Here is a 15,113-nt window from a genome sequence, read left to right on the forward strand (position 1 = left end):
GCGGCCTTAACATATAGGGGCGATTTCAAATCACTTTGGCAGTGGCCCGATCAACATGACCATCTGCCGACCTTCCATTTTCGGAAAATTCTCAACCTTGCCCTTGTCCTTGGTGTCTTCTGCGACGCGTTCAAGTAACTCTCGGCCAAGGTTTTGGTGCGCCATCTCGCGGCCGCGAAAGCGCAGGGTAACCTTTACCTTGTCGCCATTCTCCAGGAATTTGAAGACATTGCGCATTTTGACATCGTAATCGTTAGTGTCCGTATTGGGACGGAACTTTACTTCTTTGATTTCGATTACTTTTTGCTTTTTGCGGGCCTCGCTCTCGCGCTTCTGCTGTTCATATTTGAACTTGCCGAAGTCCATGATCTTGCACACGGGTGGGTTGGCATTCGGCGAAATTTCCACAAGGTCCAACCCTGCTTCCTCTGCCATCTCTAAAGCACGATCTGGGGTTACAACCCCAACATTTTCTCCGTCTGCGCCGATCAGACGAATGTCTGAACCGCGGATCTTTTCATTCACGCGCGGGCCGGTATCTCTTTGGGGCGGCGCGTTGTGAGGTCTGCGAGCGATGATATTTATCCTTCGATAGTTATGCAAATTGCGCCGCCAAAATAGACCCGCGCGTAAGCCACTTCAAGCCGCAAATAGGCGGTATCGGGCCTGTTTTCAAAGTTTTCCCTTTTGTGCATTTGCTCCGACCCGACCAACTGACATCAGGAACCGCGGGCGGACCTCGCGCGTTACTATGTAAATGACAAGGAGTTTCGTAATGAGAAATGTCATCTGGATACTGCTGGCTGCGGTTATACTGATCGGCGGCTACATGCTTTTCACCGGGCAATCCGTTGATGAAATCGCCGACGGCGAGCCAGACGCCGCCGCTGAAGCGGGTGCCGAAGCTGTACTGGAAACACCTACCGAAGAGGCGGACCAGTCGCTGGTTGAAGGTATCTCGGAGGCGGCCGAAAACCTCACTAATTCGGCACAGGAGGCAGGCAATGCAATTGCCGAGACAGCGTCTGGTGCAGTTAGCAGCGCTGCGACATTAACAGAACAGGCGGGTGAAGTGGCTGAAAAAAGCGTGTCAGACGTGGACCAAGCCGCAGGCGAAATTTCTGCAGCTACAGAAAGCGCGGTGGAGGATAGTGCGCAGGCCGTCTCTGACGCTGTTAGTGATGCCGAGCAGGAAACAGAAAACGCCGCAGAAGGTGTGGCGACGGCGGCTCAGGAAACTGTTGACGAGGCCTCTGGCGCAACCGAAGCCGAAGTTGCCACGGCAGAAGACGTTGCAACAGCCGCTGCCGAAGAGGGTGAAGTGCAACAACCAACACCTCCCGAAGCGCTTACCGTAGAGGGTTTTGATTTCGAACGCGTACAAGAGATCGTAGACAATTCTGATCTCAGTACCGCCCAAAAGCAGCTACTTGGAACAGCTGTCGAGCAGGCCCAAGCGGACCCCGAATTGCTGAAAGTTGCGCTTGAGCAACTGCGCAGCGCCTTGGGGTACTAATCGAACATAAATCGCAGAACGCCGTGCACCCCGTCGGAGACCTCCGGCGGGGTCAGTTTTTCGTGTTCTTGATGAATGGACCGCGTTGTTCGGCTGCGATAGCCTTACGCTAACCTAAAGAGGAGAGCGATCCGTGAAGCCGATTGTACTGTCAGCACCATGGCCCCGAACGCTCGACCTGATTTTCTCGGCGGAACACCGCGATGCATTGCATTCCCACTATAAGGTTGTTGAAACAGACGAGCAGGCGTTGCCCAATCTCGGCGCCGAAACATTGGCTAATACCCGTTACATACTCGGTCAGCCGTCGCTTTCTGAACAAACACTGGAGCGGATGACCGAACTCAGAGCGGTGTTGAATGTCGAATCCAACCTCATAGACAACATGCCTTATGCACGATTGTTCGGGCGGGGCATTCATGTGCTAACAACGGGCGCTGTTTTTGCGGTGCCCGTGGCCGAACTGGGCCTTGGGCTGGCCCTTGATCTTGCACGAGGTATCACAGATGCCGATCTGGCGTTCCGCCAAGGAAAAGAGGTCTGGGGCGGGGAAGGAAATACGAACGCACGTCTGCTGACCGGAGCCACAGTGGGGTTGATCGGGTATGGAGATTTGGGAAAGGCGCTACACCGGGTCTTGGCAGGATTTAGATGCAGGTTTGTTGTGCATGATCCTTGGCTACCTGCCTCTTTCATGCGCGATGAAGGTCTTGAACCGATGGCACTCCATGACATTGCCGCTTGCGCAGATGTGGTGTTCGTTGTCGCCGCGGTCACCAACGAAAACCGTCATTTTCTTGACCGAAAGTTTTTTGACGCGATGACGTCGGGGTCACTGTTCATTTTGCTGTCGCGGGCTGACGTGGTAGATTTTGCTGCGCTAACTGATGTCGTATCGGCGGGGAAAATCCGTGCGGCCAGTGATGTTTTTCCACAAGAGCCTCTGCCGCCAAGTGATCCGCTACGCCGCTTGCCTGGATTTATACGCTCAGCGCACCGTGCCGGTGCGCTTGATGTTGCTTTTAAAGGCATGGGTGAGATGGTGCTAGAAGACATGCAATTGATGGATGCAGGCCTGCCGCCCATGCGGTGCAAACGGGCAGAGCGAGAAACGGCTGCGCGCATGCAATCCCGACCGGTTGAAAATAATTAGCCCAGCCCGGAGGGCTGGGCTATCAGATCGGGCACGGCTGTTCAGCCGTTTTACCCGACGAATGCCTTTTCGACGACGTAGTGTTTTGGGTCGGAATTAGCGCCTTCTTCAAGCCCAAAACCTTCGAGAATTTCTTTGAGATCAGTGTTCAAGCCCATCGAGCCGCATACCATTGCCCGATCGGTTTCGGGAGAGATGCCCTCAACACCAAGATCGGCGAACGCCGTGCCATCTTTCAACAAGGTCGTGATCCGACCCATTTTGGGGCTCTGTTCGCGCGTGGTGGTTGGATAGTACTTGAGCTTTTTAAGGTTGTCCGCTCCCAGCAGTTCCAGCATCAATTCGTCTGATTTGATGTTTTCAATCAGCAGGCGGCCATATTCCAATTCCGCGACATCGCGGCAGGTGTGCGTGATGATAACCTCTTCGTAGTCTTCATAGGTTTGTGGGTCCCGCAAAAGTGACGCAAATGGCGCAAACCCCGTACCCGTTGCAAAAAACCACAGACGTTTGCCCGGCAGCAAAGCGTCATGCACCAATGTACCAACGGGTTTTGGGCGCAGAATGATCTGGTCGCCTGGTTGAATGTGCTGCAGTTTCGACGTCAGAGGGCCGTCTTGGACTTTGATCGAGTAGAATTCAAGCTCGTCATCCCAAGAGGGCGAGGCGATGGAATACGCACGCAAAAGAGGTTTCTGTTTGCCAGTCTTGGGATCGGGATCACCCATCAGGCCGATCATCACGAATTCGCCGGAGCGAAAGCGCAAAGACGCCGGGCGGGTCACCCGAAAGGAAAACAGGCGATCCGTCCAGTGTTGGACGAAAGTGACAGTCTGCGCGTCTGGCAGCGTGGGCACTTTGGCGGCGGTTACTTGATTCACGGCAGATTGCTCGGTCATAGATGTGTCAACGCAGGTTTACACCTGACGCTTCCTTTTTGAAAGATGATTTCGATTATGCAAAGACGACGGTTTGACGCGCTCAGCCTGCGGTCTGTCCGCGCAAGCGTGCTTGGTAATTGTGTGACTGCCAGTCAGCGCGAAACAGCCACTGATCCTGAGGCTGACGTTCGGCCAAGGCTGCGTCGATTTCCACCTCGTCAAATCCGGCGCGACGCGCCATTGCGTACTGATCGGCCAGCACGTACCCGCGTGCCCGCAGGCGTCCGGTGTAGCCGCGCAGCCTGAGCGCGCGCGCAATCGTAAAACCACGACCGTCTGCGGAAGATGGAAAATCAATTCGGATCATTTGCAAGCCCTCGCACAGAGGAACGTCCGCCGGGTCAGCATCAGATGGTATGTCGAGCGCTTCTGCATCATTTGCGGCGCCAAGTGCTGCGTATCCGCTTGTCCATGTGTCAGGGCCAAAACCCTCATCTGTTACTATTGTTGTCATTTGTCGTCTCCAGTTCGGACAGCCTTGCCGTTGGCAAAATGAATGCCGCATTCATCTTTGTTCCGGGCGCGCCAACGACCCGCACGCAGATCTTCGCCGGGTGCAACTGGCGTGGTGCAGGGCGCACATCCTATCGATGGGTAGCCGCGTGCCACCAGCGGGTGCCTTGGCAGACGGTTTTCCGCGATGTAGTCAGCCACGTCTGAAGATGTCCAATGCGCCAGCGGATTGACTTTGATCCTCAGGCTTTCCGCTTCCACTTCGAAAAAATGAAGGGCCGCGCGCTGCTCGTTTTGAAAGCGTTTGCGCCCTGTGATCCAACCGTTGCTGCCCACCAATGCATTTTGCAACGGTGCGGTTTTGCGCAAGTGACAGCAGGCGTCAGGGTCAGTTTTATGCAAATCGCCCCGTGGATCGGCGGGAAGTGTGTCTTTGGCGCGCACAATTCGCAGATTGCGCAATCCCAAGCGTTCGGCGACCTCTTGCTGGTACACGAGTGTCTCGGTGAACAGCATCTCCGTATCGACAAAGATCACTGGTATATTGCGGTCCACCATAGCCGCAAGATGAAGCAGAGCCACGGATTCAGCGCCAAAGCTGGAAACCAGCGGCAGCGGCCTGATCTCGGCCAGCGCCAAAGCGATTACACAGCTGGCGCTGTGGTGCCGCATCTGGGCGTTCAGTTCCGCCACCCTCTCGGCAAGCGCCGGGGGAACAGGGGCGCTGACCGGCGCCGCCGTTTTGTACTGACGATTCAAGACTTCAGGCTGCATTTGCTTTCGCATCCTCATAAAGCGCGGTTTTGAAGTGTTTCATCCCGAGGCGTCGATACGTCTGAAGGAACGTCTCTGTTGGGCCTTCGCGCAAATCGAGATAGGCAAGGACCAGCCGTTCGATTGCAGGAATGATTTCGTCAGCAGAAAAACCGGGTCCGGCACGTTCACCGATTGCTGCGTCTTCAGTGCCATCGCCGCCCAGCGTGATCTGATAATTTTCCACGCCGGCCCGATCAAGGCCGAGAATGCCGATGTGACCCACATGGTGGTGCCCGCAAGCATTGATGCACCCGGAAATCTTGATCTTCAGCGGGCCGATGTCATGCTCCAGCTTGAGTTCATCAAAGCGGGTCGCAATTTCTTGCGCGATCGGGATGGAACGCGCTGTTGCCAATGCACAGTAGTCCATGCCGGGGCAGGCGATGATGTCAGAGATTAAACCGATATTGGCTGTGGCCAGACCTGCTTCTTTCAACGCAGCATGCAGCGCTGGCAGATCCGCCTTGTGAACGTGCGGCAAGATCACGTTTTGCTCGTGGCTGATGCGCAATTCGTCATATCCATAGGTTCGCGCGATCTCTGCCATCACGCGCATCTGCGCCGATGTGGCGTCACCAGGCGTGGCACCGTGTGCTTTCAGGCTGATCGACACAATTGCATGGCCGGGCGCACGATGCGGATCAAGGTTGGTATCCGCCCATGCGCGGAATACCGGATCGTTGGTATAGGCCGCTTCAAACGGAGCCAGAGATTTCTCGGCAAAATTCGGCGCGGCGAAATCCTGTTCGATCGAGGCCAGCATCTGCTGGTCCACGCCGTTGAACTGCGGTCGTATCAGCGCATAACGTTCCTCGACACGGCTGCGGAAATCGTCGAGCCCGTTCTCGTGAACGGTGATCTTGATCCGCGCCTTGTACTTGTTATCGCGGCGACCCAGCAGGTTATAGACGCTGACGATGGCTTCGAGATAGGGCAGCAAGTCTTCGCGAGGCAGAAAATCCTTGAGCACCTTGCCGATCATCGGGGTGCGACCAAGCCCGCCACCGACGATGACTTCAAACCCGTCCACACCGTCGCGTTCGATCATGCGCAAACCAATGTCATGTGCCTTGGTCACAGCGCGATCATTGGGCGAGCCAGTGACCGCGACCTTAAACTTGCGCGGCAGGAACTGGAATTCAGGATGATCGGTTGACCACTGGCGGATAAGCTCAGCTACCGGGCGCGGATCGGCGATCTCGTCTTCTGCGGCACCGGCGAAATGGTCAGCCGTTACATTGCGGATTGTGTTGCCGCTGGTTTGTATCGCGTGCATTTGCACTTCGGCCAATGCATCCAGCATGTCCGGTACGTCGCGTAACTCGGGCCAGTTGTACTGGATATTCTGGCGGGTCGTGAAATGCCCATACCCCTTGTCCCAGCGGTCCGCGATATAGGCGAGCTGATCCATTTGGCAACTGTTCAAAGTCCCGTAGGGGATTGCAACGCGCAACATATAAGCATGCAGTTGCAGGTAGAGGCCGTTCATCAGGCGCAACGGCTTGAATTCGTCTTCGGTCAGGCTGCCGTCCACGCGCCGCTCGACCTGTGCTCGGAACTGGCGATTGCGTTCCGAGACAAAGGCTGCGTCGAAATCGCTGTAATTATACATGGGACAGTGCCTCCTGTTTGCCGTGCAGGTAATTTGATGGGCCTGTCGCGCGAAAGTCTTCGCGGAAGTGGGTTGGCACAGGGACCGCATCTTTAATCTCAACATCTGCGAGGTAGGCGCCGACAATGACTTCTGTTTGCTGGCTGGCGTCGATCAGGCGAAGATCCGCATCTGCTTCGTCCGTGAGAATCTCGGCTTCGCGCAACTCGCGCGTCCAACCGGTTGCTGTTTGATAAATGACATCACCCTTCAAAAGGTGATTGGCGGTGACGATTTTTGGCGTGAATGGTTTTGCCATTACCGAGCCTCCTTGATGGGAATAGGGGCGGCATATGTGACATTGGATGTCTGCCGTGCGCGTTTCGCCGCCATCGCCTCGCGGGGGGCGAGGCCGTAAAAGGTTAGTGCGGGGCCAGACATGTCAGCCGCAGCCAGTGCCGCAGGCAACGCGTCGAGCGTGGTATCCAGCACCCTCTGTTCAGGTCGCGATGCATTTTCAATGACGGTCACGGGTGTCTGACGGTCCGCGCCGTGCATGATCAAACGCCCTTGAATGAAGCGGGCGGATTTCTTGCCCATAAAGATTGCCGCGACTTCGCCAGGACGCGCCAAGGCAGCCCAGTCGTGATCCGCAAAGCCTTTCATGTCGTGGCCGGTAAGAAAGCGTACGGAAGAGTTGCGTTGACGCTTTGTGAGGCTTTGACCAATAGCCGCGACTGCGGCAGAGGCGGATGTTATCCCCGGTACGATCTCCCAAGCAATCGCCTGTGCGTCTACGGCGTCAATTTCTTCGTCCAAACGGCCGAATACTGTCGCATCCCCGGATTTCAACCGGACGACCTGTGCACCTGTTCGCGCATGTTTAACGATCAGGTCGTTTATCTCCTCTTGTGGCATGGAAGGGCCGAAACCCTCTTTCCCGGCATCAATCATTACCGCTTCGCGCCGTGCGAGTTCCAAAATAGGTTGGCTGATCAGGCGGTCATAGATCACGACGTCCGCTTCATCCAGAACGCGGCGCGCCTTCATCGTCAGCAAATCCGGGTCACCGGGCCCGGCACCGACAAAATGCACAAAGCCTGCCCGCGCCTCGCGCGACAGGTGCTGTTGCAGCAGTGCGTTGAGGCCATGCGTAACAGCTTGTTCCCCCGCCTTCATGGCTTTGGGGCCTGTCTTGAAATAGTAGTCTCGCCAGAAATCCCGACGTGCGCGCCCCATGGGCAGCGCCTCTGCAATCTTACGAAACGACTTGCCAATACGCGCAAGAGGACCGAGCGCAACTGGCAGGCGGCTTTCCAGATCTGCCTTGATCGCACGCGCCAGAACAGGCGCAGCGCCTTCGGTGCCAATCGCGATTGTGACAGGGTCACGGTCTATCAGGGCAGGAGTGATAAAGGCGCTGTCCTCGAGGTTATCCACAACGTTGACCAGCGCGCCATCCGCGCGCGCGATTGCACTGGTGCGCGCATCCTCGCGCGCATCTTCGTCAGCAGCATAAAACAGGGCGACACAAAGCGCGTCGCCGGCCGACATCGCACGCCTGACGAGGCGCAATTTTCCTTCAGCCGCCCACCGTTCGATCTGTGCGTCCGGCTGTGTCGAAAAAACCGTCAAATGAGCGGTTGTTTTAAACAGCAAGCGGAGCTTGGCCAGAGCAGCCTCGCCGCCGCCGGAAACAACGACGCGGCGTCCCTCTACACGTAAGAAGATCGGAAAGTGATCCATGATCAAAAGCCTCTTGTTTCTTGCGCTCAATATAGGACAATATTCTCATTATGCGCCATATGCCGGGGTTGATAAGGACATATGTTTCTGTAAATGTGAAAAAAGGAACGTATGTTGAGCACAGGACGGGATCGCAGAATGGCTGTTCGGATAGACGAGACGGATCGGAAAATTCTCAAGGTGATCCAAGAGGACGCAGGGCAGTCCCTTGATGAAATCGCGGCGAAAATCGGGTCTTCCAAGACACCTGTATGGAACCGGATTCGCAAAATGCGCGAAGCCGGCGTCATCGGTCAGCAAACAGTGGTGCTGGACGCGGATGCGCTTGGATTTGAAGCCTGTTTTTTCGTTTTAATCCGCACATCGGAGCACGAAGCCTCATGGCAGGCGACTTTTCTCAAGGCGCTACGCGATCGGCCCGAAGTGCAGGAGGCGCACCGCCTTGCCGGAGACATCGACTACATTCTGAAAGTTCGGGTGAAAAATGCGCGCGCCTATGACGCGTTTTATCAAGCCTTGATCTCAGAAGTCCGCGTGCACAACGTAACTGCATTGCTTTCCATGGAAGAAATCAAGTCGACGACGATGCTTCCGCTGTAAGAACGGATCCAGTGGCGCAGCGACGCTGCATTCTTTTTATTGGCGGCGGCTCAGGCGTGAGCACGCGCGTTCAATGCGGTGTGGTTTTCACGCTTGGACCATCAATTTTTCAAGGCCGTGAAAGTGATATGTGCGCGCCCATCTGGGAGGAGCGGTGATCCGAATATTTGGCTTGGCTGCAAACAGATGCTGAAGGCCGATCTGCATCTCCAGTCGCGCCAGAGGTGCGCCGAGGCAGAAATGCAGACCTGCGCCGAACGCTGCGTGTGAGCGGTCGGTACGCCATGGATCAAACCTGTCTGGATTTGCCACCAGCTTTGGATCGCGCCCCGCGGCCCCCAGTACCAACGCGATTTCGTCACCTTCTGAAACTGGATGGCCGCCAATGGTTATATCGGTGTAGGCAAACCGGGTGAATATGTGCAACGGCGGCTCAAACCGCAGCACCTCTTCGACTGTGTCGGCAATGGTCGCAGTTTCCAGCGCCGACGAAGGCGTTTCCCATTCGAGCAGCGCTTTTACCGCGTTGCCAAGCGTGTGTACCGTCGCCTCGTGCCCCGCGTTCAATAGCAAAATGCAGGTCCCGATCATTTCGTCGCGACTGAGCTTGGAGCCGTCCTCTTCAGCTGCGATCAGATGCGTGATCAGGTCGTCCTGCGGGTCTGACCGTCTTTGTTCAATGTAGTCGCCAAGAAAAGCAGCAAATTCGCGCGCAGCCGTATTTGCTGCTTCTTCTGTCGCTCTGGTCCGCCCTGCCATGTACATCGCCACCATAGTGTTGGACCACGCCAAAAGATGCGGTGACATCTCTTCGGGAACGCCAAGCAACCTTGCGATCACTCTTACCGGCAAGGGCTGGCAGAAATGCCGCAACAGATCAAAGGGCTCGTCGGGAAAGTTGCGCAGCAACTCAGTGCTGATCTCTGCGATTTCCGGCGCAAGTGCCTTGATCCGACGAGAGGTAAAGGCGCGCAAAACCAAACCGCGCAAACGGGTGTGCCGGGGAGGCTCCAGATCCAGCATCGAATGCTGTTCCACCGCCTCAAAGTCGTGCAGATGATCCGGTGCAGGAAGCCGTTTGCCGTCAGGTCGGGCCCGTCCCAGCCGCCGGTCGCGCAGCAAAGACTGTATCAGTGCGCCATCGAAGACAGCGACCATACCATATTCTTTCCAATACCTTACGGGGTCATCCTTATGCACATCGGCATATAGAGCATAGGGGTTCTGCACGAAGGCATCTTCGATCGGGGACTGGTGCAAGTCTTTCATAACAGCCTTTAAGCCGCAGGGCTCTGGTCAAGGCAAGAGGTGCTGTTTAATCTCGCGTACATGAACCGACCGATCTTGCGACGCCTCTTTGTTGTTTGCGCCTTTCTGAGCGTAGTGGCCGGCATTTCGGTCGGGGTTTGGCGCTATGGCTATCTTCAGGCGCTGGATCAGCTATCGCGGCAGGGCGAGGTGGATCTTGCCTTGGCCAGCGACCGGCTTGTGGGGCAGCTTGAACTTTATCGTGAATTCAGCGTGCTTATCGCTGACCATCCAGTCGTTGAGACGCTGGCGGAGGGGGGCGATCCGCAGGAAGCATCCGCACTTTTTTTGGAGGTTGCCGATTTCACCGGCGCGCTCGATATTATGTTCGTAAACGCGCAGGGTGTGCTGAAGGCGGCAGCGCGAACGACGCCGGGCAGGGATCTGTCTGGTGTGGAGTATATCGAACGGGCCGCACACGGCGCGTTGGGGTGGGGGCACGGGCATAATTTACCCCTCGAAGACCGTGCATTTTATCATGCGGCACCTGTTTTCAGCCGCTCCGGATCTATCCTGGGTGCTGTGATCGTAGCGGCGGGAATTACGGGGATCGAAGACGAATGGCGCGGTGGGTTTCGTCCCATTTTCTTTACGGACCAGTCGGGGGAGGTTTTTGTCACAAACCGTTCCGAACTTGTATCGTGGCGACGCCCGCAAGGTGCCCCGGGACTGGTGCCATCCGAAGGGGCCGCACCGGCGTTTGACAGCTATCAGACGGGCGATCACGAAGTGTGGCAGTTGAATTGGGGTCCGTATCTGCCTCAGAATGCGCTGCACCTAGTCAAAGAACTGCCGATTATTGATCTGAAAGGCGAGGCTTTGGTCGATGTATCTCCGGCGCTGCGCCTTGCGCGTTTGCAAGCGCTCTCCGTTGCGGCCTTGTGCCTTGCATTTGGCGCTGTGCTTTTCCTCGCGACGGAACGGCGACGCGCTTTGGCGCTCGCTAATGCGCAATTGGAGGTGCGTGTTGATCAGCGTACCCGTGCCTTGTCGGAAACAAATACGACGCTGCGCAGGGAAATCAGTGAGCGCCAAGAGGCCCAGGCGGCGTTGGCGCGTGCACAGGATGATCTTGTGCAGGCAAGTAAGCTCAGCGCATTAGGGCAGATGAGTGCGGGGATCAGTCATGAGCTTAATCAGCCGTTGATGGCAATAAACTCGTTTGCCGACAACGCGGCCACTTTTCTGGACCGTGGCCAGCCTGACAAGGCGAGCCAGAACCTCACGCGAATTGCCGAGATGGCCCGCCGTATGGGACGGATCATCAAGAACCTGCGTGCATTTTCCAAGCAACAGGCCGAACCGATGACCCGTGTAGATCTGACGGCGGTGCTGCGAGAGGCCATAGAGATGGTCGAGGCGCGCGCGGCGCAGATGCAGGCGCGCATCCTGTGTGATCTGCCCGAGGAGCCTTTATGGGTGCAAGGCGGCGAAGTACGTCTAGGTCAGGTTTTCGTGAATCTTTTGACGAATGCATTGGACGCAATGAACATTACACAAGAACGCGTAATACAGATTACCATCCCAGATACAGAGTCGGTCGAGGTCTGGGTGCAGGACACGGGCACCGGCGTGGATGTTCCTGAAAAAGTATTTGATCCTTTTTACTCGACAAAAGAGGTCGGCGCGTCCGAAGGTATGGGGCTTGGTCTGTCAATTTCTTACGGAATTGTGCGCGGTTTTGGCGGAGACATTCGGGTGCGTAATTGTAATCCGGGAGCGCGGTTTATTGTCGAATTGCAACGGTGGCACGTTCAGGAGGCGGCATGAGCAAACGGGTGCTTGTTGTGGATGACGACGTGGCGGTACGCGACGCGTTGGCGCAAAGCCTTGAACTCGCAGATTTGTCGCCCGTAACGGCCGCGTCTTTCGTAGCAGCCAAAGATCATATTACACCGGCCTTTGACGGTGTGATCCTGTCTGACCTTCGCATGCCGGGTCGCGACGGATTCCACCTTCTGTCCTACGCACAAAATCAGGATCCGGAACTGCCCGTTATTCTGCTGACAGGTGAGGGCGATATACCCACCGCGATGAAAGCGGTGGAGCAGGGCGCGTTTGATTTTCTGGAAAAGCCCTGCGCACCCGGTGATCTGCTCGCAGTCTTGGAGCGGGCATTGAACACCCGTGCCTTGGTTTTGGATAACCGCCAGTTGCGCATGATGGTGCAAACAGGAGATCCGGCAGCACGCATGCTGTTTGGGACATCACAGCTTGCCGAAGGGTTGCGCGCCCGAGTGCGCCGCGTTGCGCAGGCAGATACAGATGTTCTGGTGACCGGCGCACCGGGAACCGGCATCTCAAAGGTGGCCGAGGTCATTCATCTTTGTTCGCCCCGGTCCAAAGCCCCCTTTGTCAAACGCGCAGCAGCGTCGCTCGACAGTCAAAGCCTTGCCGCAGCGCTTGAAAGCGCGCAAACCGGTTCGCTGTTCATTGATGAAATCACCCAGTTGCCGGCGCAAGCCCAGATCGCGCTGTTGGAGATACTCGAGGCAGGTAGCGCAACACGCTTTCTTGCTGGTTCAAATCGCGATTTGCAGGCGAGCGTCGCGAAGTCGGAATTGAACGCGGAACTCTATTACCGTCTGGAAGTATCTCCTGTAAGGATTCCGGCTTTGGCTGAGCGACCAGAAGATATACCGGTGCTCTTCGGGCATTATGTCGAGCAAGCCTGCGAACAGGCCGGTTTGACACCACCGCCCATCACACCGCAGGTCGTATCTTCCTTGCTGGCCCGCGACTGGCCGGGGAATGCGCGCGCGCTGATGTCCGAGGCGATGCGTTTTGCACTTGGGCTGGCCGATGAAAGCTCTCAGGACGCCAATTTGGGTCTTGCAGAGCAGTTGGCGCAGGTAGAGCAGTCTTTATTAGAGCAAGCTCTGCGCCGGGCCGAAGGAAAGGCTGTGGATGCCGCACGCGCGCTAAAACTGCCGCGTAAAACGTTTTACGACAAGCTGAACCGCTACGGGATTCGGGCTGAAGACTTTCGAACCGAATAGTGTGCGGAATTTCGCACATTGGCGCTAACATCTGTGCGTTTCTCCGCACGCGACTTCTTCCAGTGGAGATGAAGATAGAGCTAAATAATTGTAAATAATATGTAAAAAACGCTAATTGGTGTGTTTTGACTTGTCCCCTTGCACTAACGCTAGGGCAGTAGTCTGTTAGTGCGCAGGCTCACCGTCTGGGGCGGTGTTAGCTTTACGATCACAAATCGTTTTTGGGAGGAAACACCATGAGAGTGATTACAGCCGCATTGACGGCATTGACCCTGACTGTCAGCGCAGGGGCCGTTCAAGCTGCATGCGATGACGGCGAAATGGTTATCAAGTTCAGCCATGTAACCAACACTGACCGCCACCCGAAAGGAATTGCGGCCAGCTTGCTGCAAGAGCGCGTCAACACAGAAATGAATGGCAAGGCCTGCATGGAAGTCTATCCGCAGTCCACGCTTTACAACGACGACCAAGTACTGGAAGCGCTGTTGCAGGGCGACGTTCAGATGGCCGCGCCATCGCTGTCCAAGTTCGAACAGTTCACCAAACAGTTCCGCATCTTTGACCTGCCATTTATGTTCAAGAACATCGACGCCGTTGATGCATTCCAGAACTCTGACACCGGTCAGGCGATGAAGGAATCCATGGTACGTCGCGGTTTGCTGGGCTTGGCATTCTGGCACAACGGCATGAAACAGATGTCGGCCAACGTGCCACTGAACAGCCCGTCAGATGCCAACGGTCTTAAATTCCGGGTTCAAAACTCCGACGTGCTGAAAGCACAAATGGCCGCTCTGGGTGGGTCGCCGCAGCCGATGGCCTTTTCCGAAGTTTACGGTGCGCTACAAACCGGCGTTGTCGATGGTCAGGAAAACACATGGTCCAACATCTACGGCCAGAAGTTCTTTGAGGTTCAGGACGGGATCACCGAGACCAACCACGGGATCATTGATTACATGGTCGTAACCTCGGTAGACTGGATCGACAGCCTCGACGCGGACGTGCGCGAACAGCTTGTGACGATCATCAATGAGGTAACGGAAGCTCGCAACGCAGAATCCACCAAAGTCAACGAAGAGGCTAAGCAAGCCATTCTCGAAGCCGGTGGCGTTGTGCGTACGCTGGACGAAGGACAGCGCGCCGATTGGGTTGCCGTGATGAAACCGGTCTGGGACCAGTTCAAGGATGACGTCGGTCAAGAAAACATCGACGCGGCACAGGCCATCAACGCGGGCTTCTAATCGCGTCACAAAGATACCGCCCGGCCCGCAGTGTGCGTGGCCGGGCGTTTTTTAGGGGGGAGGGGTGCGATGTCGCAATCCTATGAAACAGACTCGGTGCTGGGCAGAGTCGTCAACGAGATCGAAGAGACGGCGATCGCCGTCATTCTTGGCCTGATGACGATCATTACCTTTATCAACGTTGTTTTACGCTACGGCTTTAATACCGGGATCATCTGGGGCCTCGAAGCAGTGACTTTTCTGTTTGCGTGGCTGGTTCTGTTCGGTGTCAGTTACGCAGTGAAAGTGACTGCGCACCTAGGTGTCGATGCGATTATTAACCTTTTTTCACCCCCGGTCAGGCGCATCCTTGCGCTGGTGGCTGCGGCCGTCTGCCTGTCCTATGCCGCATTGGTTCTGAAAGGCGCGTGGGATTACTGGGCACCGTTTGCAGGCTTGGATGCAACCTCCGGCCGCTGGTTCCCGACGGGGTTTGAAAACAGCCGCGATCAGGCATGGTATGAAGTTGTCGATATGCCGATGCCGGAATGGTTGCGCTGGATCGAACCGATCTTCAATCAGGGGGAGGAGTACGAGAAAATTCCACGTTTCATTCCCTATGCGATGCTGCCGTTTGGCATGGCGCTTTTGCTCTTTCGCTTTGTTCAGGCAACCATCCGCATTGCCAAGGGCGAGCAGAGCAGCCTGATCGTCAGCCATGAGGCCGAAGATGATGTCGAGGCCGTCAAACATATGAATTCGGGAAAATAAGC

General features: G+C 56.1%; 15 protein-coding genes. 7 read left to right on the forward strand and 8 right to left on the reverse strand.

Translation table 11 applies throughout. From position 1 onward, the window contains the following. Positions 1 to 30 precede the first annotated feature (30 nt). A complete protein-coding gene (gene infC / locus AC2D8V_RS14610) occupies positions 31 to 525 on the reverse strand; it encodes a translation initiation factor IF-3 (protein ID WP_484734309.1) in 495 nt (164 codons plus the stop codon). Positions 526 to 775: 250 nt separating this feature from the next. On the opposite strand from infC, the gene AC2D8V_RS14615 reads away from it, so the two are divergent. After that, positions 776 to 1,516 (forward strand): translation initiation factor 3, encoded by a 741-nt coding sequence (locus AC2D8V_RS14615; RefSeq protein ID WP_484734310.1) that lies wholly within the window; start codon positions 776 to 778, stop codon positions 1,514 to 1,516. A gap of 133 nt (positions 1,517 to 1,649) precedes the next feature. Next, positions 1,650 to 2,669, forward strand: a complete 1,020-nt coding sequence (locus tag AC2D8V_RS14620; protein WP_484734311.1) for an NAD(P)-dependent oxidoreductase — start codon at positions 1,650 to 1,652, stop codon at positions 2,667 to 2,669. A 50-nt stretch (positions 2,670 to 2,719) separates the two neighbouring features. Here the strand turns inward: AC2D8V_RS14620 and AC2D8V_RS14625 are convergent, their stop codons facing one another. The 6 genes from AC2D8V_RS14625 to cysG form a co-directional block, all read right to left on the reverse strand. Next, positions 2,720 to 3,568 carry a ferredoxin--NADP reductase gene (locus tag AC2D8V_RS14625; RefSeq protein ID WP_484734312.1) on the reverse strand — a complete coding sequence of 283 codons (849 nt, stop codon included), beginning with the start codon at positions 3,566 to 3,568 and terminating at the stop codon, positions 2,720 to 2,722. 82 nt (positions 3,569 to 3,650) lie between these two features. After that, positions 3,651 to 4,064, reverse strand: a complete 414-nt coding sequence (locus tag AC2D8V_RS14630; RefSeq protein ID WP_484734313.1) for a DUF934 domain-containing protein — start codon at positions 4,062 to 4,064, stop codon at positions 3,651 to 3,653. Beyond that, positions 4,061 to 4,837, reverse strand: a complete 777-nt coding sequence (locus tag AC2D8V_RS14635) for a phosphoadenylyl-sulfate reductase (protein ID WP_484734314.1) — start codon at positions 4,835 to 4,837, stop codon at positions 4,061 to 4,063. The genes AC2D8V_RS14630 and AC2D8V_RS14635 overlap by 4 nt, the downstream gene beginning before the upstream one ends. Next, complete coding sequence (locus AC2D8V_RS14640) at positions 4,827 to 6,491, reverse strand: nitrite/sulfite reductase (RefSeq protein WP_484734315.1); 1,665 nt, start codon at positions 6,489 to 6,491, stop codon at positions 4,827 to 4,829. Before AC2D8V_RS14640 ends, AC2D8V_RS14635 begins: the two co-directional genes overlap by 11 nt. Continuing rightward, entirely contained in the window at positions 6,484 to 6,789 is a 306-nt protein-coding gene (locus AC2D8V_RS14645) for a DUF2849 domain-containing protein (RefSeq protein WP_484734316.1), read from the reverse strand. Before AC2D8V_RS14645 ends, AC2D8V_RS14640 begins: the two co-directional genes overlap by 8 nt. Beyond that, positions 6,789 to 8,216 carry a siroheme synthase CysG gene (gene cysG / locus AC2D8V_RS14650; RefSeq protein ID WP_484734317.1) on the reverse strand — a complete coding sequence of 476 codons (1,428 nt, stop codon included), beginning with the start codon at positions 8,214 to 8,216 and terminating at the stop codon, positions 6,789 to 6,791. The genes AC2D8V_RS14645 and cysG overlap by 1 nt, the downstream gene beginning before the upstream one ends. A gap of 138 nt (positions 8,217 to 8,354) precedes the next feature. Here cysG and AC2D8V_RS14655 point away from each other — a divergent pair, with 138 nt between their 5' ends. Next, positions 8,355 to 8,816 carry an Lrp/AsnC family transcriptional regulator gene (locus AC2D8V_RS14655; RefSeq protein ID WP_484734318.1) on the forward strand — a complete coding sequence of 154 codons (462 nt, stop codon included), beginning with the start codon at positions 8,355 to 8,357 and terminating at the stop codon, positions 8,814 to 8,816. 87 nt (positions 8,817 to 8,903) lie between these two features. On the opposite strand, the gene AC2D8V_RS14660 is transcribed toward AC2D8V_RS14655, so the two are convergent. Next, positions 8,904 to 10,085 (reverse strand): cytochrome P450, encoded by a 1,182-nt coding sequence (locus AC2D8V_RS14660; RefSeq protein WP_484734319.1) that lies wholly within the window; start codon positions 10,083 to 10,085, stop codon positions 8,904 to 8,906. Between the two features lie 60 nt (positions 10,086 to 10,145). On the opposite strand from AC2D8V_RS14660, the gene AC2D8V_RS14665 reads away from it, so the two are divergent. The 4 genes from AC2D8V_RS14665 (at position 10,146) to AC2D8V_RS14680 (ending at position 15,111) form a co-directional block, all read left to right on the forward strand. Next, positions 10,146 to 11,894, forward strand: a complete 1,749-nt coding sequence (locus AC2D8V_RS14665) for a sensor histidine kinase (protein ID WP_484734320.1) — start codon at positions 10,146 to 10,148, stop codon at positions 11,892 to 11,894. After that, complete coding sequence (locus AC2D8V_RS14670; protein ID WP_484734321.1) at positions 11,891 to 13,123, forward strand: sigma-54-dependent transcriptional regulator; 1,233 nt, start codon at positions 11,891 to 11,893, stop codon at positions 13,121 to 13,123. The genes AC2D8V_RS14665 and AC2D8V_RS14670 overlap by 4 nt, the downstream gene beginning before the upstream one ends. Positions 13,124 to 13,359: 236 nt before the next feature. Continuing rightward, positions 13,360 to 14,361, forward strand: coding sequence for a DctP family TRAP transporter solute-binding subunit (locus tag AC2D8V_RS14675; protein ID WP_484734322.1), 1,002 nt, complete (start codon positions 13,360 to 13,362; stop codon positions 14,359 to 14,361). A gap of 69 nt (positions 14,362 to 14,430) precedes the next feature. Continuing rightward, a complete protein-coding gene (locus tag AC2D8V_RS14680) occupies positions 14,431 to 15,111 on the forward strand; it encodes a TRAP transporter small permease (RefSeq protein ID WP_484734323.1) in 681 nt (226 codons plus the stop codon). Positions 15,112 to 15,113: the final 2 nt, after the last annotated feature.

The sequence above is a fragment of the Roseobacter sp. YIN89 genome (assembly GCF_057219365.1).

Excerpts from the sequence above, each read along its gene's own strand:
- AC2D8V_RS14635 (WP_484734314.1), bottom strand. The coding sequence starts at position 4,837 with ATGCAGCCTGAAGTCTTGAATCGTCAGTACAAAACGGCGGCGCCGGTC.
- AC2D8V_RS14625 (WP_484734312.1), bottom strand. The coding sequence starts at position 3,568 with ATGACCGAGCAATCTGCCGTGAATCAAGTAACCGCCGCCAAAGTGCCC.
- AC2D8V_RS14675 (WP_484734322.1), top strand. The coding sequence starts at position 13,360 with ATGAGAGTGATTACAGCCGCATTGACGGCATTGACCCTGACTGTCAGC.
- AC2D8V_RS14630 (WP_484734313.1), bottom strand. The coding sequence starts at position 4,064 with ATGACAACAATAGTAACAGATGAGGGTTTTGGCCCTGACACATGGACA.
- AC2D8V_RS14640 (WP_484734315.1), bottom strand. The coding sequence starts at position 6,491 with ATGTATAATTACAGCGATTTCGACGCAGCCTTTGTCTCGGAACGCAAT.
- AC2D8V_RS14655 (WP_484734318.1), top strand. The coding sequence starts at position 8,355 with ATGGCTGTTCGGATAGACGAGACGGATCGGAAAATTCTCAAGGTGATC.
- AC2D8V_RS14670 (WP_484734321.1), top strand. The coding sequence starts at position 11,891 with ATGAGCAAACGGGTGCTTGTTGTGGATGACGACGTGGCGGTACGCGAC.
- cysG (WP_484734317.1), bottom strand. The coding sequence starts at position 8,216 with ATGGATCACTTTCCGATCTTCTTACGTGTAGAGGGACGCCGCGTCGTT.
- AC2D8V_RS14660 (WP_484734319.1), bottom strand. The coding sequence starts at position 10,085 with ATGAAAGACTTGCACCAGTCCCCGATCGAAGATGCCTTCGTGCAGAAC.
- AC2D8V_RS14665 (WP_484734320.1), top strand. The coding sequence starts at position 10,146 with ATGAACCGACCGATCTTGCGACGCCTCTTTGTTGTTTGCGCCTTTCTG.
- AC2D8V_RS14615 (WP_484734310.1), top strand. The coding sequence starts at position 776 with ATGAGAAATGTCATCTGGATACTGCTGGCTGCGGTTATACTGATCGGC.
- AC2D8V_RS14645 (WP_484734316.1), bottom strand. The coding sequence starts at position 6,789 with ATGGCAAAACCATTCACGCCAAAAATCGTCACCGCCAATCACCTTTTG.
- AC2D8V_RS14680 (WP_484734323.1), top strand. The coding sequence starts at position 14,431 with ATGTCGCAATCCTATGAAACAGACTCGGTGCTGGGCAGAGTCGTCAAC.